At 59.9% G+C, this 19,076-nt stretch carries 21 protein-coding genes; 11 read left to right on the forward strand and 10 right to left on the reverse strand.

Features of this window, described 5'->3' with window-relative positions:
* Positions 1-259: 259 nt before the first annotated feature.
* The 5 genes from JNB85_RS15750 to JNB85_RS15770 are packed head-to-tail and all read right to left on the reverse strand — an operon-like array spanning position 260 to position 5,254.
* On the reverse strand, positions 260-1,969 hold the full coding sequence (locus tag JNB85_RS15750; protein ID WP_220335277.1) for a methyl-accepting chemotaxis protein: 1,710 nt from the start codon (positions 1,967-1,969) through the stop codon (positions 260-262).
* 30 nt (positions 1,970-1,999) lie between these two features.
* Positions 2,000-2,506: a chemotaxis protein CheW gene (locus JNB85_RS15755; RefSeq protein WP_220335278.1), complete on the reverse strand. Its 507-nt coding sequence runs from the start codon at positions 2,504-2,506 to the stop codon at positions 2,000-2,002.
* Positions 2,503-4,563 carry a chemotaxis protein CheA gene (locus JNB85_RS15760; RefSeq protein ID WP_220335279.1) on the reverse strand — a complete coding sequence of 687 codons (2,061 nt, stop codon included), beginning with the start codon at positions 4,561-4,563 and terminating at the stop codon, positions 2,503-2,505. The genes JNB85_RS15755 and JNB85_RS15760 overlap by 4 nt, the downstream gene beginning before the upstream one ends.
* On the reverse strand, positions 4,560-4,928 hold the full coding sequence (locus tag JNB85_RS15765) for a response regulator (RefSeq protein WP_183748778.1): 369 nt from the start codon (positions 4,926-4,928) through the stop codon (positions 4,560-4,562). The genes JNB85_RS15760 and JNB85_RS15765 overlap by 4 nt, the downstream gene beginning before the upstream one ends.
* Positions 4,925-5,254, reverse strand: a complete 330-nt coding sequence (locus tag JNB85_RS15770; RefSeq protein ID WP_220335280.1) for an STAS domain-containing protein — start codon at positions 5,252-5,254, stop codon at positions 4,925-4,927. Before JNB85_RS15770 ends, JNB85_RS15765 begins: the two co-directional genes overlap by 4 nt.
* A gap of 353 nt (positions 5,255-5,607) precedes the next feature.
* Here JNB85_RS15770 and JNB85_RS15775 point away from each other — a divergent pair, with 353 nt between their 5' ends.
* On the forward strand, positions 5,608-7,341 hold the full coding sequence (locus JNB85_RS15775) for a chemotaxis protein (RefSeq protein WP_220335281.1): 1,734 nt from the start codon (positions 5,608-5,610) through the stop codon (positions 7,339-7,341).
* Between the two features lie 13 nt (positions 7,342-7,354).
* Here the strand turns inward: JNB85_RS15775 and JNB85_RS15780 are convergent, their stop codons facing one another.
* Entirely contained in the window at positions 7,355-8,434 is a 1,080-nt protein-coding gene (locus tag JNB85_RS15780) for a tetratricopeptide repeat protein (protein ID WP_220335282.1), read from the reverse strand.
* A gap of 10 nt (positions 8,435-8,444) precedes the next feature.
* Positions 8,445-9,098 (reverse strand): thiamine phosphate synthase, encoded by a 654-nt coding sequence (locus tag JNB85_RS15785; protein WP_220335283.1) that lies wholly within the window; start codon positions 9,096-9,098, stop codon positions 8,445-8,447.
* Between the two features lie 108 nt (positions 9,099-9,206).
* On the opposite strand from JNB85_RS15785, the gene JNB85_RS15790 reads away from it, so the two are divergent.
* Positions 9,207-9,971, forward strand: a complete 765-nt coding sequence (locus tag JNB85_RS15790; protein WP_220335284.1) for a sulfite exporter TauE/SafE family protein — start codon at positions 9,207-9,209, stop codon at positions 9,969-9,971.
* 63 nt (positions 9,972-10,034) lie between these two features.
* Entirely contained in the window at positions 10,035-10,295 is a 261-nt protein-coding gene (locus tag JNB85_RS15795) for an ArsR/SmtB family transcription factor (RefSeq protein ID WP_025669780.1), read from the forward strand.
* Positions 10,296-10,449: 154 nt separating this feature from the next.
* Here the strand turns inward: JNB85_RS15795 and JNB85_RS15800 are convergent, their stop codons facing one another.
* The gene (locus JNB85_RS15800) at positions 10,450-10,623 is read right to left on the reverse strand and encodes a YdcH family protein (RefSeq protein WP_007826474.1); all 174 of its coding nucleotides are present in this window, start codon (positions 10,621-10,623) and stop codon (positions 10,450-10,452) included.
* A 230-nt stretch (positions 10,624-10,853) separates the two neighbouring features.
* Between JNB85_RS15800 and JNB85_RS15805 the strand changes: the two genes are divergently transcribed.
* From JNB85_RS15805 to JNB85_RS15830, 6 genes are all read left to right on the forward strand, one after another.
* A complete protein-coding gene (locus JNB85_RS15805; protein WP_220335285.1) occupies positions 10,854-11,057 on the forward strand; it encodes a YdcH family protein in 204 nt (67 codons plus the stop codon).
* A gap of 16 nt (positions 11,058-11,073) precedes the next feature.
* Positions 11,074-11,568 (forward strand): 5-(carboxyamino)imidazole ribonucleotide mutase, encoded by a 495-nt coding sequence (gene purE, locus JNB85_RS15810; RefSeq protein WP_220335499.1) that lies wholly within the window; start codon positions 11,074-11,076, stop codon positions 11,566-11,568.
* Complete coding sequence (locus JNB85_RS15815; protein ID WP_220335498.1) at positions 11,565-12,632, forward strand: 5-(carboxyamino)imidazole ribonucleotide synthase; 1,068 nt, start codon at positions 11,565-11,567, stop codon at positions 12,630-12,632. Before purE ends, JNB85_RS15815 begins: the two co-directional genes overlap by 4 nt.
* 176 nt (positions 12,633-12,808) lie before the next feature.
* Complete coding sequence (gene ykgO, locus JNB85_RS15820) at positions 12,809-12,934, forward strand: type B 50S ribosomal protein L36 (RefSeq protein ID WP_109457334.1); 126 nt, start codon at positions 12,809-12,811, stop codon at positions 12,932-12,934.
* A 99-nt stretch (positions 12,935-13,033) separates the two neighbouring features.
* Positions 13,034-13,651: a tetratricopeptide repeat protein gene (locus JNB85_RS15825; RefSeq protein ID WP_220335286.1), complete on the forward strand. Its 618-nt coding sequence runs from the start codon at positions 13,034-13,036 to the stop codon at positions 13,649-13,651.
* Between the two features lie 78 nt (positions 13,652-13,729).
* Entirely contained in the window at positions 13,730-14,779 is a 1,050-nt protein-coding gene (locus tag JNB85_RS15830) for an alpha/beta fold hydrolase (protein WP_220335287.1), read from the forward strand.
* Positions 14,780-14,854: 75 nt separating this feature from the next.
* Here the strand turns inward: JNB85_RS15830 and JNB85_RS15835 are convergent, their stop codons facing one another.
* Positions 14,855-15,571 carry an SDR family oxidoreductase gene (locus JNB85_RS15835; RefSeq protein WP_220335288.1) on the reverse strand — a complete coding sequence of 239 codons (717 nt, stop codon included), beginning with the start codon at positions 15,569-15,571 and terminating at the stop codon, positions 14,855-14,857.
* 114 nt (positions 15,572-15,685) lie between these two features.
* Here JNB85_RS15835 and JNB85_RS15840 point away from each other — a divergent pair, with 114 nt between their 5' ends.
* Together JNB85_RS15840 and ggt are read left to right on the forward strand one after the other, a co-directional pair.
* Positions 15,686-16,537, forward strand: a complete 852-nt coding sequence (locus JNB85_RS15840) for a helix-turn-helix transcriptional regulator (protein WP_220335289.1) — start codon at positions 15,686-15,688, stop codon at positions 16,535-16,537.
* 63 nt (positions 16,538-16,600) lie between these two features.
* Positions 16,601-18,343 (forward strand): gamma-glutamyltransferase, encoded by a 1,743-nt coding sequence (gene ggt, locus JNB85_RS15845; RefSeq protein ID WP_220335290.1) that lies wholly within the window; start codon positions 16,601-16,603, stop codon positions 18,341-18,343.
* Between the two features lie 8 nt (positions 18,344-18,351).
* Here the strand turns inward: ggt and JNB85_RS15850 are convergent, their stop codons facing one another.
* Positions 18,352-19,059 (reverse strand): hypothetical protein, encoded by a 708-nt coding sequence (locus JNB85_RS15850; RefSeq protein ID WP_220335291.1) that lies wholly within the window; start codon positions 19,057-19,059, stop codon positions 18,352-18,354.
* Positions 19,060-19,076 lie beyond the last annotated feature (17 nt).

The raw sequence follows: 19,076 nt of genomic DNA on the forward strand, positions 1-19,076 counted from the left end.
AATTGAATAGCTTGAGACCATCGACGCTTGCCCGCATGTCCATCATTGGGACCTGTGGGAGTTCACAATCGGCTTGCAAAGCCGCAGCGCGTCTGACTGCGGAAGATTCCCACCTTTCAGAGGGAAACCCGATGTCCCCCTGCCTCTTGAGGCCGGGCAGGCGGACATCTGCCGATCGATACCAACGCATACACACGTTGGGCATTTCCTTTTGCCGCGGGCCAGAGGTCCGCGGCAGTCTTCATTTCAGCGAAGCCGCTCAGGCGCTTTCGCGGAAATCGTCATCACCGGCGTCCGGGCCGCCCATCGACATGTCCAGAGCAAAGCCCTTGGCACGCGCCTGTTGGGAAGCGACGGTGTGGCCATGGTTATGTATCGCCGGAGCCGGCTTGCGTGGGTTAGCGGCGGCCGGAGCCTTGACCACCTTGGCAGCCGTCTTTGCAGCGGTCTTCCGCACGCCGGCGCGGATCGTGCCTGCCGTATCGACCTTGAAGAAGGCGATCGAGGCCTGCAGTTCCTCGGCTTGAGCAGCAAGCTCTTCGGAGGTTGCCGACATTTCTTCGGAAGCGCCGGCATTCTGCTGGGTCACCTTGTCAAGCTGCTGGATCGCTTCATTGATCTGCGAGGCGCCGATATCCTGTTCACGGCAGGCGGCACTGATCTCCGAGACCAGCTCGGCCGTCTTGCGAATGTCAGGAACCAGACGGCCGAGCATTTCGCCGGCATCGCGGGCGGCCTTGACCGTATCGCTCGACATGGAGGAAATCTCTGCGGCCGCCGACTGGCTGCGTTCTGCCAACTTGCGGACTTCGGATGCGACCACGGCAAAGCCCTTGCCGTGTTCGCCGGCACGCGCAGCTTCCACGGCGGCATTCAGGGCGAGCAGGTCGGTCTGGCGGGCGATCTCCTGAACGATGCCGATCTTCTCGGCAATCGTGCGCATTGCATCCACGGCCCGGTTGACGGCATCCCCGGAAGCTTCCGCGTCCTTGGCGGACTGGCGGGCGATCTTCTCAGTCTGGGCGGCATTGTCTGCGTTCTGCTTGATATTGGCAGCCATCTGCTCCATCGAAGCGGAAGCCTCTTCAGCCGAAGCCGCCTGCTCTGTCGCACCCTGTGAGACCTGTTCGGAGCTGGCCGAGAGTTCTTGACTGCCCGACGAAACATTATCGGCGGCAGACAGGGCATCGGCGACGACGCCGCGCAGGCGTTCGATCATGACGTTGACGTTGCCGAGCAGTTCGCCGATTTCGTCATGCGTGGTGATTTCGGCCATCTTCGTCAGGTCGCCTTCGGCAACTTCGCGGACAACGGTGTTGGCGCGGCTGAGACCCTTGCTGATGGTATTCGCGATCCAGAAGGCAGTGAGGCCGGCAATCAGCAACGCTACGGCGGCAACCGCAATCATCGTCGTGCGCGTGGTGGCATACTGCTGATCGGCGCTATCATCGGCTTCTTTCATGCGCTGCTTTTCGAGCGTCAGAATTTCATCGAGTGTGGCATCGATATCGTTGGCCGCCTGGCGAGCCATTGTGACCGAGACAGTGTTGGCGCCGTCCATATTGCCGTCCTTGATGAAATTTCGGATCTGGTCGTCGGCCTGATTGAATGCTTTGGAGAGTTCGGCAACTCGCTCCCAACGCGCCTTGCCTTGCTCGGTCGCAAGCTTCGTCACGGCAGCGAAGGCATCGGCGAAGTCCTTGCGAGCCTTGTTGCCTTTTTCGATCGCACCGGAAGCGTCGTCGGCATTGCGCGCCGTCAGGAGGTTCTTCTGCTGGCGGATGGCTTCGAGCTGAGCGATATTGATCTGTTGCGCCAGGTCGAGGCGCGCAGCGGGACCGGCAAGAAGATTGCCGATCGTGTCGTTCAGCGAGCCGAGGCTGAAGATGCCGTAGGCGGCAGTGCCCATGAGCATGAGAATGATAAAAGTGAACGCTGTCACCAGCTTTGTCTTGATCGTCAATCGCATCGTCTTAACCCCTCAATGATTGGCCGCCGGCTAGTTGACGGCCCCCGCCGTCTCATGCCTCGATGAAAAAATTGCCTGCAAATTCGGGAGGATGATGAACTCGCCACCCCTCTTGACCAGGCAGTTGATGTAATCCGCGCGCCAGCGCATACCGACGCTCGGTGGCGGTTCACTGGCGCTCTTCGTCAGCGTCGTCACCTCGTTCACCTTGTCGGTCCGCATTCCCACGAGCGTCTGCTCCCCCTGCAGATCGACCTCGATGACGATGATGCGGCTGTCGATCGTCGCCTCCGAAGCCTCCATCCCGAAAGCGAGACGAAGATCGGCAAGCGGAATGACCTTGCCGCGGAAGTTGATGACGCTGGCGACGAAGGGCTGGCTGCCCGGCACCGCGGTCTCGGGAAGCAGATCCAGGATTTCCTGGACGATGACAGCTTCCAGCGCGAAGGTTTCGCCATTGAGATCGAAGGTCAGAACTTCGACTTCTTCGGCATAATTCCAGTGCTTGTCGAGTTTTTCGGCTGTTGCTGTGCTCATCCTGCCACGCGCAATTGCGCCTCCTGTTGCTGACCCGCGGCAACGAGGTGCCCGACGTCAAGAATGAGAGCGACGCTGCCGTCGCCGAGAATGGTGGCGCCAGAGAAGGTCGCCACGTCGTTGTGCAGTTTCGACATCGACTTGATGACCGTCTGGTGGTCGCCGATGATCTGATCGACCACGAGGCCGACACGTTCGGTGCCCGTCGAGATGACGACCACCTTTTGATGCACGTCCGGCTTGGTGCCGGTACGGAAGAGATCGCGAAGCCTCAGGAACGGCACCAGGCTGTCGCGCAGCGAGATGAAGCTGCGCCCACGCGAGCGAAGATCTTCTTCGAGCGACAGTTCGAGGCATTCCTCGACCGCCGAGAGGGGGATGACATAGCGACCGGAACCGACGCGAACGAGCAGGCCGTCGATGATGGCAAGCGTCAGCGGAATCCGGAGAGAGACTTCCGAGCCCTGCCCCGGCAGGCTGACGATCTCGATTGCGCCGCGTAGCGCCTCGACCGTCTTCTTGACGACGTCCATGCCGACGCCACGACCAGAGAGATTGGTGATCGTTGCAGCCGTGGAGAAGCCAGGTGCGAAGATGAGCTGCAGCAATTCCTGATCGGAAAGCGGCTGGCCGGGCGCAATCAGGCCCGAGGATTCCGCCTTGGCTCGAACCCGATCGCGGTTGATGCCGCGGCCGTCATCCTTGATCGAGATGATGACCTCGCCGCCGGACTGACGGGCGGCAAGCGTCACAGTTCCTGCTTCCGTTTTGCCGGCAGCAAGGCGTTCGGCAGGCGGCTCGAGGCCGTGATCGATCGAGTTGCGAACGAGGTGAACCAATGGATCGGCGAGACGCTCGATGACGGTCTTGTCGACTTCCGTGGTCTCGCCTTCGGTGACGAGTTCGATCACCTTGCCGGTTTCACGCGCAAGATCATGGACGAGGCGGCGGAAGCGTGAGAAGAGCGTCCCGACCGGCACCATGCGCAACACCATCATCGTGTCGCGCAACTCCCCGGAAAGACGTTCGATTTCTTCCGAAACCGAGCGCAGGGCAATATCCGAACTGGAGCTTGCCAGCTGGCTGAGGCGCGACTGGGCAATGACAAGTTCACCGACGCGGTCCATCAGCTCGTCGAGACGCTCCGCCGGAACGCGGACGTTTTCCTGCGCCTTTGCCTGGGCTGCCGCCTGAACGGGAGCCGTTTCGCGTTTCACCGGAACCGCCTCGACCGGTCGGAATTCCGGAGCGGCGGCTGGCGCCGATACGACAGAGGCTGGCGTAACCACGGCGACCGCAGCGGGAGTTCCATCTCGCTTTGTCTCGGCAGATGCGGCTTGCGGATCGGAGATTTCCTGAACGTCGAGCTCCATGTCATCCATGACGAAGATGAAGACGTCGTCGATCGCCGAACGGTCCTGTTCGCTCGTCAGAATGACGTCCCATGAAACGTAAAGCTCAGTCGGAACCAGATCGTCGAGCTGCGGAATACCTGATGTGTTTGCGCGGACGGCGCATTCGCCGAGATCGCGCAGCTCATCCAGCAGACCAAGCGGATTGGTGCCGTTAGCCATGGAATTCGCCGGCAGGCTGAAGCGGATGCGCCAGGTCGTTTTCTTCTTGGTAGGAGCGGCGGCCGCAGGCTCGGCAGCAGCGGAGGCGACAGCTTCCTTGACTTCGACCTTGCCGCCGACGGCGGCCTGGAGTTGTGCAAGCAGCTTGTGACCAGTATCGCCGTGATCCGCGTCGGGCTGTTCGACGAGGGCGCGCATATGGTCCTGCGCGGCAAGCACGGCAGCGACGAGCTCAGCGGTCGCCGGAACCTCACCCTTGCGAACACGGTCGAAGGCGGTCTCGCAATGATGGGTGAAAGCGGCAAGCGCCTCAAAGCCAAACATCGCCCCCGAGCCCTTCAACGTGTGCAGGCCGCGGAACACGGCGTCGACGAGATCCTTGTTTTCGAGGTCGTGGTTCAGGTCGAGAAGGCCGGCTTCGATCGCCTCAAGGCATTCGGCCGCTTCGGTACGAAAGACTGCGACTGGATCAAGCGAGCTCATCTGCCAAGAACCTTCTTCGCGATCTTAACGAGATTTTCCGGATCGAACGGTTTGGTGAGCCAGCCGGTGGCGCCGGCGGCCTTGGCACGGGCCTTGAGGTCCGCATCGGATTCCGTCGTCAGGAAGATGATCGGCACGCCGGCCTGGGCGGGCAGTTTCCGCAGCTCCTCGATCATCGTCAGCCCGTCCATGACGGGCATGTTGAGATCAGTGACGATCAGATCGAAATTGCCGCTCTTGGCGATTGCTAGGCCCTCGGCGCCATTGACGGCTTCGGTGACTGCGTAGCCTGCATTGGTGAGCGTGACCTTGGTGGTCAGCCGGATGCTGGCGGAATCGTCGACGGTCAGGATGTTTGCGCTCATAGCGTCACCTCTTTATGCAACCAGAATTTCGTGTCTTCGTGATCGAAGGCTTCCGCAAATCCGGCACGCTCAAGAACCTTGAGAAGCGAGCTGCTGGCCGGAGCCGAAAGCGTAAGAGTCTTGCCTGTCGCCTTTGCCTGACGACGGGCGGCTTCGACGAGCTGAATGAAACTCAGATCCGCTTCCGCGTTTTCGGGAAGACTTAGAACAATGTTATTACTGTCGCGAAATTGATCGAGAACCTTCGCGTATACTTCCGAAGCAGTACGAATGCTCAGAACTTCGGGAAGGGATATAGATTCGAAATATTGCGCCTGAGTATTCAATGCAGCCTCCATGGTCGGAGAATACTTAACGACCCCAAAAGGACTCTCATGACAGGCTTAACAGCGCGTAAACAGCGGTTGTAGGAAAGTGCAATTACAGCGAGTCCGGACTCCCTGATTTCTCATCCAAGATAACTTATACTGACGCATATTCATGTTATAAAATAAACCGTAAAATCATATAGATAGTCCGGATCTAAACGGTACGTCTCAAATTTAGCCGAACTCCTTTAAGCGTTGTTAATCACAACGTTGACGAGTCTGCGGCGTTTACCTGCCGTTTCCATCCTGCCCGTAAAAATAGAATCAAATTGCCTGTGTTTAGAAGTAAAGGTACAAATGTGACAAACACGATGTCATCGGCACAGACTGCGCTCTACGCCTCAGGGTCAGATATCAGCCTGACCCTGGAATCGGCCCGCGCTCAAGTCGAGGAACGTTTCCTCGAAGGTGGCACCGTTCTGCTTTCGGTGATGGATGTCCTCAATCGTCTGTTGACGTCGCTGGACCAGCTCACCAAGGCGTTGGACACCAATGAGGCGAGTGATACCAGCGCCGATCTGAATGCGACCGTTCAGAACTTGATTGAGCTTCCTGGCGCTGAGGAAAACCGTCAGCAGGCTCTGACGGCACTTGCCCAAACGGGCTCGGAACTGCACCGGCACGTCGCGGATATGCAGGAGACGATGCGGTACCTGCGCACCTTCGCAGTCACGGTAAAGATAACGGGTGCGGGTCTCGCCGAATTCGCGGGCTTCGCACAGGAAATCCTGGAGCGCATCTATTCGGGGACGGACGAAGTCAATCGCTTCGCCAGCCATCTGGACAGCCTGCAGAAGGAGGTCAAGCTCGCCCTTTCCTTTGGCAACAGTCTGTCCAAAAGCTACGCCGGCACCGTTCCTGCAGTCGCCTCGGCGCTTAAGGACGACGCAAAGAAGATTGCCGATCACCGTCAGAACCTCGGCGCGATCGCCCGCGAGGTAGGCGCCATCGCTCGCGGCGTACAGGGCAAAGTCGCATCTACGCTTTCGGCACTGCAGATCGGCGATATTACCCGCCAGCGCATCGAGCATGTGCAGAGTATCTTCTCGCTGCTGGAGGATTTCTTCGCAAGCGCAGATGGCGCCAAGCTCGACGCCGATGCACGCAAACGGCTGCAGAACGTCATCCATCACCTGACCGCCGCGCAGATGGCTGAGATGTGCACCAACTTCCAACGGGATTCCCACAACGTCGTAAAGACCATCGCGAGCTTCAGCCAGGATACGCAGCAAATTCTGCGATTGCGCGACCAGATGAGCGGTCAGAGCAACGGCGGCGGCGGCAATTTCATGCGCGCGCTTGAATCCAGCGTCTCCGCAGCCCACGAGATCGTCAAGCAGGTCGATACGGCAAGCCGTCAAGCCGACCAGGTCAGTCAATCGACGATCGGTACTGCTGCAACGCTTCTGCAGTCCATCGAAGCGATCCGCGCGGTCAAGACCGATATTCACTATATGGCGCTGAATACCAACCTGCGCTGCAGCCGTCTCGGCGAGGAAGGCAAGTCGATCAACGTCGTCACCGCCGAGTTGCGCATCTTTGCCGGCAAGCTCGATGATTCAGCCGATGCCATCGTCAATGGCCTGCCGGCGCTCGAAGCCTCGGCCGGGCGCGTTGCCCCCGCCGCCGGCCCCAAGAACGGCGGTCTTGCCGAAAGCCTCACCTCGGCCGTCAACACGATCCGCTCGGCCGCCAACTTGATGGAAGACGAACTCGAAGTGCTTGCCGAACATGGCCGCGAAGTCGCGACAAGGATCAACCTTCTGATCGGCAAGCTCGATTTCCAGCATGATCTTGGCGACGTGCTCGCGCGCTGCGCCGATGTGCTGGAAACCGCGGCCGGCGACCAGATCGCCGATATTTCCGACATCGCCGAAGCAATCGCTCCGCTCGACCGCACGATCTTCAAGCTCTACACCATGGTCCAGGAACGCAATGTCCATCGCGACATCATTCCCGCCACCGAGCAAACAACGGAAGCGGTTTCTGCTCAGCCCGCCAAAGTCCGGAGCGACGAAGATCTGTTCGAGGACGCCCTTTTTTAGAAAAAGCCGCGGCTTAATTGATGCGGCGGAACTTGTTCGCCGCTTCGATCGCCGCCTTCTGCTGGTCGTCCTCGATGCCGAGATAGAAATCCTCGAGCGAGGGGTCGCTCAATCCCGCCCGCCGCGACAGGACATACCATTTGGCAGCTTCGATCGGATCGGGCGCCGTACCGATCGCATTGATGTAGAGATGCGCGAGCTTGTTCTGCGCAACGACATTGCCCCGGTTGGCGGCAAGCTTCAGCCATTCGAAACCGCGCACGTAATCCTTCGGCCCACCGACACCGTTGACCAGCCAAATACCCATGTCGAGCTGAGCCGTATCGAAGCCTGCCCGCGCCGCGCGCGCCATCCAGTCCCGGGCCAGTTGCTTCTTGTCTTCGGGCAGGTCTGAGACCTGCTGATAGATCTGCGCTACCGCATATTGCGCGTCGGCGACGCCCTGCTCTCCCGCCTTTTCATAGTAAGGCAGGGCAAGTTTCAGACCCTTGCTGCCGGGATTGTCGGCAACGAGCGTCTGCGCCCAATTGAATTCGGCCGACGAATTCCCGCCGTCGGCCGCCTTGCGCATATATTCGTCGGCCTTCGCCTTGTCGCGCGTGACATTGTTACCCTCCATCAGGAGCAACGCATATTTGAACATGGCGGCCGGATCGCCGCCCTCCGCCGCCTTGCCGTACCAGAAGGCGGCATTCTTCATGTCCCGCTTGACGCCGAGGCCTTGCGACAGGATTTCGGCGATCAGGGTCTGGGCCGCCGGATCGCCAAGTTGCGCCCGTGGCAGCGCCTTGTCCATGGCGGTCAGATAATAGCCACGTTGATAGGCGCCGAACGCCTCGTCGACCGGACCCGTATATTCCTTTTCAGGCGGCAGGTCGGGGAGCTTCGCACCCATGCGATCGAAAACCCCGACACCATCGGACGGTACAATACCCTGCGGCTGCGGTCGGCCGGCACGGAACGTCTGGCTGGGTGCCGCAGAAGGTTCGGTGATCGCTTCGTTTGTCTGTGCCAGCACAAATTCCGGCCAGACCGCCAGAAAGGTGGTCATACAAAGGAGAGCGCATCTCGAAAGGCGGGCGGGCATCGGCATAAGCGCGATATCAATCCTCAAACCGTGGCGCTTTTTCGTCAAGTAAAGCATTGATCTGAGCCACGATCGAGGGCGCCTGAGCCGGCTCTGCGAATACCCCCACGCGCATCGCCACGAACTCGGCCCCAGTCTCCGCAACGGCAAGCACGGAAGCCGGATCGGTGCCGCCCATGACGATGCACGGTATTTCGATCATCGACGCCCACCACTCGGCAAGCGCCAGGTTCTTCGGGTGCGCCTCCGGCTTGATGTCGCCGTCGAGCTTGCCGAAGAAGATGTAATCGGGCCGCTCCTCGCCGACTTCGAGCGCCGTATGCCGGTCCGCCGCGTTACCGCCACCGACGATCAGTTTGTCGGCATAGCGATCGATCGCATCGGCAATCTCGCTTGCCGGCCCTGTGATGTGCAGGCCATCGGCTTTCGAACGGCCGACGACGCGGCTGTCACCGGCAATCAGAGCCGCAGCACCGGCATTCTGGATGATGGGCACGAGCTTTTCGGCATGTTTCTGAAAGCTGCCGTCATCGAGACCATATTGCGGTAGGATAACGGACGCGACATCGCCGCCCCTCAGCGCATCGGCAACGATCGCCGCCCGTTCATCGGCATTGGCGATATCGGGCACAACGAGAACAAGGCGGCAGCGGTTTTCCGGTTCGGTCATGAAGTCTTTCCATCTGCGGCGGTTTTTCCCGCTCTATGGCGGATCCGCACTCGTTTTGAGTGAGTAATTCCGATAGAGGGGGCTTGCAAGGGGAGGAACTTCAAAAGCATGCCGCATGATCTGTCATTTTACTACGCCGCAATCCCGGCTGTCATTCTTGTCGGGCTTGCCAAAGGCGGGATGGGCGACGCTTTGTCGCTGATCGGTCTTCCCTTTCTCGCCCTCGTCGTGGCACCCGTCGAAGCCGCCGCAATTCTGCTTCCCATCCTCGTCTTCATGGACATGATATCGCTGGTCATCTGGCGCCAGCATGGCGACTGGACGACGCTGAAGATCATGCTGCCGGGCGCACTTCTCGGCATCGCTTTCGGCTGGGCCACCTCTGCTCTGGTGCCGGGAAGCGTGCTGCGCATTCTCATCGGTGCCGTCACCGTTGCCTTCTGCCTGCGTTACTTCTGGAACAATTTCGGCCCCGGCAAGGGCAAGGTCGTCCCGCCGCGACCCCAGCGTCCGGTCCTGGCAAGTCTTTGGGGCACGCTTTCCGGTTACGGCAGTTTCGTCGCCCATGCCGGCGGCGCGCCCTTCCAGATCTACGCCCTGCCGCTCAAGCTGCCCCCACGCGAGTTCACCGGCACAAGCGTGCGCTTCTTCGCCATTTTGAATGCTGTAAAGCTGGTTCCGTATTTTGCGCTGGGGCAGTTCGAGACCCGCAATCTTCTGGCCTCTGCCACGCTCTTGCCCTTCGCCCCGCTGGCAACGATTGCCGGCGCATGGTGTGTGCGGCGCATGCAGCCGCAGATATTCTATCCATTCATGTATGCCATGGCACTGATCGCTGCTTTCCTGATCCTGCGCGAAGGCATGCTCGAATAGGATGCGTTCGTTGCGATGCACAATTCCCTTGCTGGATACGCCTGTTTGACGTAGCTTTTTGGGATGTCGAACACGGACCCTTTCGCCGCGATTGCCGATCCGAACCGGCGGTTCTTGCTGGAGGAATTGCGACGCGCGCCAAAAACGGTCAATGAGCTTGCCGAGGGTCTGCCGATCAGCCGCCCTGCCGTGTCGCAACACCTGAAAGCGCTGCTCGAAAGCAACCTCGTTTCCGTAACCTCGGAGGGAACGAAGCGCATCTACACGGTCAATAACCGCGGCTTCGACAAGCTCAATCTCTGGCTGGATCAGTTCTGGGCCTGAACACGCCCGCTTCTCGTAAAAACACCAGCCCGATGCCGCATGCAAGGGACTGGCGCTTGATTTCGGTTATTCACCGGGTCTTGCTTGGTAGTCGAAAAATGGGGAATTTACCTTTTCTTTCACAAGACTGATGTCCGGCGATATCCTGGAAAGATCAATGGACGGATGACTTGAGACGCTCGATCTCGTCCTTGATGCGCAGCTTACGGCGCTTGCATTCGGCAAGTTCAGTATCGGAAATAGAGGGAGATGTTCTCAGGGCATGCAACTCCTCCTCGAGAGCGACATGCTTTTTCTGGAGCGATTCAAGATGAGCTTGAACAGTCATTTGACCCTTCCTTCCTCTTACCCTTCCCCAGCCATCCATTGCTGGAGATCCAAGGTGTCAACGCGCGGACTGTGACACATTTTTGAATGCTTGTCGAAGGCCAAAAGATGGAGACTAAGCGGCAAATTCATGATCAACACTAACTTCCCGTTACCTCTATTTGGTGATAGGAGCTTGCGGAAATTATCGGCAGACCGGACAAGGTCCGAAGACGATCATGGGGAATGCAAATGGCCGATCAGGAACAGGCGGAAATCAGGCTCATGGTGGCGCGCCTGCGCCAGGAGCATGAGGATTACGACGCCGCGATCAACGCCATGATCCAGACGGGCTGCGATGCTCTGCGCATCCAGCGCATGAAGAAGAAAAAGCTCGTGATCAAGGACAAATTGTCCAAGCTGGAAGATCAGATCATCCCTGATATCATCGCCTGAAGGAACGATTGTGACGATAACAGACAGACCGCCAGTCGCCATTATCATGGGCAGCCAGTCAGACTGGGAAACCATGAAGAATGCTGCCGATACGCTGGAGGCGCTGGAAATCGAGTATGACGCACGTATCATCTCGGCTCATCGCACACCGGATCGACTGGTAAGTTTCGCCAAAGGCGCACGCGCCGAGGGCTTCAAGGTTATCATAGCAGGTGCCGGCGGCGCGGCTCATCTTCCGGGGATGACGGCGGCCATGACGCCGCTGCCGGTCTTCGGCGTGCCGGTCCAGTCGAAGACCATGTCCGGCCAGGACAGCTTGCTCTCCATCGTCCAGATGCCGGGCGGCATCCCCGTCGGCACGCTTGCCATCGGCAAGGCCGGTGCGATCAACGCTGCACTTCTTGCTGCTGCCGTGCTTGCTCTTTCCGACGACGAGATCGCCGAACGCCTCGACGAATGGCGCGAACGCCAGAGCGCTTCTGTTGCCGAATATCCGATGGACGATCTCTGATGGTAAGGACGATAGGCATTATCGGCGGCGGCCAGCTCGGCCGCATGCTTGCCATGGCTGCAGCACGCCTGAATTTCCGCACGGTGATATTGGAACCGCAGGCCGATAGCCCCGCCGCCCAGCTCGCCAACCGGCAGATCATTGCCGCCTATGACGATCATTCAGCACTCGCCGAACTGGCCGGGCTCTGTGATGTCGTAACCTACGAATTCGAGAACGTTCCCGTCGCCGCCGCAGAAATGCTGGCAAAAAGCGTGCCGGTCTACCCGCCCCCGAAGGCGCTGAAAGCTGCTCAGGACCGGCTGGTCGAAAAGCGCTTCATCAACGGCTGCAACATTCCGACAGCCCGTTTCCACGCGGTCGATAGCCAGGCCGATCTCGAATCGGCATTGAAAGACTTCAGCGGCCAGGGCGTGCTGAAAACCCGCCGCCTCGGCTATGACGGCAAGGGCCAGAAGGTATTCCGCTCGCCGGCTGACAGTCCTCACGGCGCCTATGCGGAACTTGGCTCTGTGCCGCTCATTCTCGAAAGCTTCGTCGCTTTCGAACGCGAGGTCTCGATCATCGCCGCCCGCGCCGCCGACGGCACTGTGCTCTGTTTCGACCCGGCCGAAAACGTGCACCGCAATGGCATCCTGCATACTTCGACAATTCCAGCGACAATCTCCGCCGCCACCGCCGATGCGGCGCGCAAGGCTGCCGAACAAATTCTGGCGGCACTCGATTATGTCGGCGTCATCGGCATCGAGTTCTTCGTGCTGGCCGATGGCAGCCTGATCGCCAACGAGATGGCGCCGCGCGTCCACAATTCCGGCCACTGGACGGAAGCTGCCTGCGTCGTCTCGCAATTCGAGCAACATATCCGCGCCGTCGCCGGCCTGCCGCTCGGCAATCCGCGCCGCCATTCCGATTGCGTGATGCAGAACCTCATCGGCGACGATATCCTTGCCGTTCCGGACTGGCTGAAACGTGACGACACGCTGGTGCATCTTTACGGCAAGACCGAAGCGCGCGCCGCTCGGAAGATGGGCCACGTGACGACGCTGACGGGCAAAGCCTGCTGAGCCGTTTGTCCGGCCAGCGCCTGAAACCCGCGGAAAAAAGCCTTCACGTGGTTGACACAAGGCGGAGGCCGGGTTATCTGCTCCCCCACCTAAGAGCGCGCCCAGCCGGCGCGCTTTTGATTGTTAAAAGACACGGGCGAATGTGAATTCCCCCAGAAACATCGCGGATCAGAAAAATGAAGATCAAGAATTCGCTCAAGTCGCTCAAGGCGCGTCATCGTGACAACCGTCTCGTTCGCCGCAAGGGCCGCATCTACATCATCAACAAGCAGAACCCGCGCTTCAAGGCCCGTCAGGGCTGATTGCGCGTATCCGGTTTGCCTGCCCTCGGGCGGGCATATCGGTTGGTCGCTTCGGTGATCACGCCAAATTTGTTTGATCTTCAGCGATGGCGGGCTAATATGTCCGCCATGCGCTTTTTTGCCTTGACCTTAGCGGCGCTGCCGCTTGTTCTCACCTGGTTTGCCCCTGCCCTTCCTGCCATGGCGCAGCAGAAGGATGTTATTGTCGAACAGCCTGATAACACCGTTTCGTCGCCGAAGCAGCGTCTCGACCAGCTCTATGGTCAGTTGAAGCGCGAACGCGACCCGGACAAGGCAAGCAGCATCGCCAATCAGATCCGCATGGAATGGAACGATTCCAACAGCGCGACGATCAATCTCCTGATGCAGTGGGCCGATAAGGCGATCGAGGAGAAGCGCAATCCCGCAGCGCTCGATTTTCTCGATGAAGCCATCGCCCTGAAACCCACCTATACCGAAAGCTGGAATCGTCGCGCAACGCTGAACTTCGTGCTCGGCAATTATCGCAAGTCGATGGCAGATATCGAACAGGTGCTGAAGCTCGAACCCCGTCATTTCGGCGCGCTGTCAGGCATGGCGGCTATCCTCGCCACCACGGGCAATGACCAGATCGCCCTAAAGGCCTGGGAGCGCGTTCTGGATGTCTACCCCGCCGATCGCACTGCGCAAGAGCAGGTCAGCACGCTCTCGGAAAAGCTCGCCGGCAGCCGCACCTGAGAGATCCGGCGCGCACTTGACGGCGTAGGAAAGCCTACAATCTTAGCTCAATGATGTGGTCTCTGTGCGGTTGAAGCCATGCTTGCCGAAGTTTCTGCCCTTCTCGCTCCCGTTGCTGCCGCTATCGGCTATTCCTCCTACAAGGCCCGCCAGTTCGAACATGCCTATCCCAATATCGGCGAACTGACCGATATTGGCGGCTATCGCATGAATGCTGTGCATGTCCGGCGCCCAGACGCTGCCGATCTTCCGCCCTTGGTCTTCATCCATGGCGCGAGCGGCAACTTGCTGGACCAGGCGGGCGCCTTTCGCGAGCCGCTGGAAGGCCGCGCCGAGATGCTCTTCGTCGACCGCCCCGGTCACGGCTATTCGGAACGCGGCGGGCCGGAAAACGCCCTGCCCTCGGGTCAGGCCGACGCCATTGCCAAACTGATGGAAAAGCGCGGTATCGAAAAGGCTGTTATCATCGGCCATTCCTTCGGCGGCGCGATCGCCGCGGCCTTCGGCGTCCGCCATCCAGAGAAGACAGCCGGCCTGCTGTTCCTGGCACCAGCCTCCCACCCATGGCCGGGTGGTATCGACTGGTATTATCACGTTGCGACAACCCCAATTCTCGGCTGGCTCTTCAATCATGCATTCGTCGTACCCCTCGGGCTGCGGCGGCTGGAGCGCGGCACGCTGAACGTCTTCCATCCCAATCCGCGCCCCCCTGATTACATCGCCAAGACCGGCCCGTCGCTGGTGCTACGGCCACGCGCTTTTTTCAACAACGCTACCGACTTCAAACGGCTCCATGAATATCTGACGGTCAACGCGCCGCATTATTCCAAGATATCAGCACCATCAGTCATCATCACCGGGGACAAGGATGAGATCGTCTGGGAGCATCTGCATTCGCGTGGATTGGCCAGGGATATAAGCGGATCGGAACTCATCACCGTCAGAGGCATCGGCCATAAGCCGGATTACCTTGCGACCGATGTTGCCATCGCCGCCATGGAGAAGATTGCCGGCAAGCCGCGTGACCTTGCGGCGATCGCCCGCAAGGCGGAAGAGCGGCTTGCCAGCTCTTCCATCGATCAAACGGTCGGAACGGTGCCGCCGTCGATCGTATGTTCAGCACCGTGAACAGAGGCGACGTGAAGCGAGAACCAGACCGTGGTTTCCGCTCTCGAGGAATCGTCGATGGGATGCCTAATCCTCTCAAGCCGCGAGGTGAATGCCGCCGTCACAGGTCAGGACGTGACCGCTCATGAAGCCGCTCGATACCAGGAAGGCGACGGCCTTGGCGACATCCTCCGGCCGGCCGATGCGGCCGACCGGCGTGCGCCCGGCAAAATCCTGGAACGCGGCCTGACGCTGTTCGGCGGGCAGGAAATCCCACCACGGCGTATCGATCACACCAGGCGAAACGCCATTCACGCGCAGCGGCTTCAACTCTGCTGCAAGCACCCGCACCATCGCCTCGATCCCCGCATTGACGGCGGCAAGGCCTGCGGTTCCCGGCATCGCGGCCTGCGCACTGACGGCGGACACGAAGGTGATGCTGCCTTCTGACTGCAGGAAAGGCAAAGCCGCTTGCGCCGCCGCCGCATGCGGTATGAGCTTCGTCTGGAAGCCGGCGAGCAGATCGGCCATGTCGAGCGTCGCGAAGGGACCGGCACCATGGCCGCTGCCCAGCGCCAGCACAAGATGATCGAAGGATCCGAGGCTTTCGAAGGCCTGCTTCACCGCGGCGGGATCTCGGGCATCGACGGCGATCATTCCGACCTCGCCGGAAAGATGGTCAGCCGATGCCTTGAGCTTCGCCTGATCCCGTGCGGCGATGGTGACGCGATACCCTTGTCCCAGAAGCAATTTAGCCGAGGCAAGGCCGATACCTGAAGAGCCGCCGATGACAACTGCGTGCTTCAGTGACATGAGATTTCTCCTTTGGATAATCGAACTTCCGGCTTTTGTTGCCGGGAACAGTGTCATCTTGCGGATACCCAAAATCGCAAACAGACCCGATTTTATCCTGGTATCGATACTGATATGATGGATGCCATGGATCAGAAACTCGATACGTTCGAAGCCCGCCGCCGCGAATTCGCAGCCTTCCTGCGCTCGCGCCGCGAGCGGCTGCGGCCTGCCGACGTCGGCCTGCCGGACGGCTTTCGCCGCCGCACGCCGGGGCTCAGGCGCGAAGAACTCGCCATGCTCGCCGGCGTCGGCACCACCTGGTACACCTGGCTGGAACAGGGGCGCGACATCCGCCCCTCCCCGCAGGTGCTGAACGCGCTCGCGAACGCACTTCGCCTTGATGAGGCCGAGCGCCAGCATCTCTTCACCTTAAACAGTCGCCAGTCGCCGCAGCTTTCGTCAGCTCCGGAAGTGGTCGATGAGCCGCTGCGCCGCATGCTGGACAATCTGACACATCAGCCGGCTTATGTGCTTGGCCGCCGTTGGGATGTGCTTGTCTGGAACCGTGCCGCCGACCTGCTCTTCGGCGGCTATGACCGGCTGGGGCCGGACGAGCGCAACACCATGCACCGGCTGTTTGCCGATGATTTCCACCGCAGCCTGCTAGTCGACTGGGAGGCCGTCGCCCGCGTCTCGCTCGCCATGTTCCGCGCCGACAGCGCCCGTTATGCCGGCGACCCCGATTTCGAACGTCTCATCGCACTGCTCCAGCTGGAGAGCCCGGAATTCCGCGCCTGGTGGCCGCGCCATGAGGTCGTGGCTCCGCTCACAGGTGTGAAACGCCTGAACCATCCGCTCAAGGGCCTGATGTCCTTCGAACATACCGGCCTTGCCCTGATGACCCAACCGGACATGAAGCTGATCGTTTACACGCCTCTCGACGAGCACGATACAAACAGGAAACTCGCCGAGCTTCTCACCTGATCATTGTCTGCGGCCGAATTGACGCCATATCTTCCCCCATCGCCGTCCTTCGAGGGGAAAATCATGGACCGCCTTCCCAGACAACTCGTCGCCATTTTCGCCGCCATTTCGCTTTGCCTGGCGCCGCTATCGGCCTTTGCCGCTTCGCCGGCACCTGTCGAAGCTGAGCATGGCATGGTCGTCACCGCCCAGCATCTGGCAACCGATGTCGGCGTCGACGTGTTGAGGAGCGGCGGCAATGCCGTCGATGCCGCGGTCGCAGTTGGCTATGCGCTCGCCGTCGTCTATCCGACGGCCGGCAATCTCGGCGGCGGTGGCTTCATGACGATCCGGATGAAGGATGGAAAAACGACCTTTCTTGATTTCCGCGAACGCGCGCCGCTTGCCGCAACCAAGACCATGTATCTCGATGCTAAAGGCGATATCGTTCCGCGCGCCAGTCTCGACGGTTATCTCGCTGTCGGCACACCCGGTTCGGTCATGGGCTTCGAAACGGCTCGTGAGAAATATGGCACCAAGAGACGTGAAGAGCTGATCGCCCCAGCTTTAAGATATGCAAGGGATGGCTTTACCCTGGAGCAAGGCGATGCAGCCTCTTTCGCGAGTGGCGCCAAGCGACTCGCCAGGGATGAAGAAGCTGCAAAAATCTTCCTGAAAACTGGCGGCAGCACCTATATGGCCGGTGAGAAACTGGTGCAGCCCGATCTCGCCGCCGTCCTGCAATCGATCTCGGAGAAAGGCCCCGATGCCTTCTACAAAGGGGCGCCTGCCGAGGCGATCGTCAATGCCAGCCAGGCCAAGGGCGGCATTCTCGCCAAGGAGGATTTCGAGCAATACCAGGTGCGGGAACTGAAGCCGATCGAGTGCAATTACCGCGGCTATGACATCATTTCCTCGCCGCCACCCTCCTCCGGCGGCGTCATCATCTGCGAGATCTTGAACGTTCTCGAAGGCTACCCGCTCTCTTATCTCGGTTACGGATCGGCCGAGGCAGTGCACATCATGGTCGAAGCCATGCGTTATGCCTATGTGGACCGCAACGCCGCGCTCGGCGACCCCGACTTTATCGACAATCCCGTCTCCAAACTGCTGGACAGAAGTTATGCAGCATCAATTCGCGCCAAGATTGATCCGTATAGGGCCGGCACGTCCGCCAATCTCAAGCCGCTCGGCGGCAAGGAAAGCACTGAGACGACGCATTATTCAATCATTGATGACGAGGGCAATGCAGTCGCCGTGACCTACACGCTGAACGGCTCCTTCGGCGCCGGTGTCGTCGCACCCGGTACCGGCGTACTGCTCAACAACGAGATGGACGACTTCACCTCCAAGCCTGGCGTGCCGAACCTCTATGGCCTCGTGCAGGGCGAGGCTAATGCCATCGCGCCGAAGAAGACGCCGCTTTCTTCGATGAGTCCGACGATCGTCACAAAGGACGGCAAGCCTTTCATGGTGATCGGCAGCCCCGGCGGTTCGCGCATCATTACGATCACCCTGGAAGCCATCCTCAACGTCGTCGATTTCGGCATGGATATCAGCCAGGCGGTCAATGCTCCGCGCATTCATCACCAGTGGCAGCCGGACATGGTCTACCTGGAGCCCTACGCCCTCTCGCCGGACACCGAAAAGGCACTTGCCGCAATGGGTTACAAGTTCGATGCCGGCAATAATACACCCGTCTGGGGACAGGCGGCCGGTATTCTTGTCGGCGGCAAGAGCCTTGCGGCGATCGAGAAGGGTGGCGGCGCCCGTTACAACGGCGCGATGGACAGTCGCGCAGCCGAAGGCTCCGCCAACGGCTATTGAGCAGTGCCTCAGCGAATTCTCACCCGAACGAAATCGCCGTCGATCTCGACATGCGGTTTTGCGCCCCACACACTTGGCTGCCGGGCGTCGACCCAGGAAGCCTGCGCCGTTACCTTGTAGTCAACAGGAACATTGTTTCCGAAGCCGAGATAGGCATCGAGCGCGCGAGCGCGAATCGACACGTTTTCGTTCGCCTCGACCTTGTCGAAGTCGAGGGAAGCCTTCAGGGCATCCGCGCGGATATCGATGCCACTGGCATGACCGTCGAGTGTGACGTCGGCAGCCTTTCCGGCAATGCCGAGCTCGGAAAAATGACCAATGAGCCTTGCAGTGAAGGCGCTCTGATCGACCCGAAGGGCCGCACCGGCAGGCACATTGGCGTTCAGCTCGATCACACAGTCTGAAGGGTCCAGCCAGGACGATGCAGCGATATCGACATGCAATACCGTACCATCAACCCGCATGTCGCTGTTGTCCCGGCAATCCGCAAAATACCAGCTTGAATACCAGGACGAGAACCAGCCTTTCCGCCGCCCGCCGAGCGATGCGCCATAGGGCTGATCGCTTCGCGTGGTGATGTTGATCGAACTGGCCTCGCCACTGATGGCAACCGCCCGCACGTCGGAAAGATCGGGAATTGCAGTTGTCGTTACTTTGTCCGGCAAAGCGGCCGCAGAAGCCGCCAGAAGTACCGGCAACACAAGAAGGATGATCATCGAAATCCGTCCATGAA

The organism is Rhizobium mesosinicum (assembly GCF_019511345.1).
GTDB classification, from domain to species: domain Bacteria; phylum Pseudomonadota; class Alphaproteobacteria; order Rhizobiales; family Rhizobiaceae; genus Rhizobium; species Rhizobium mesosinicum.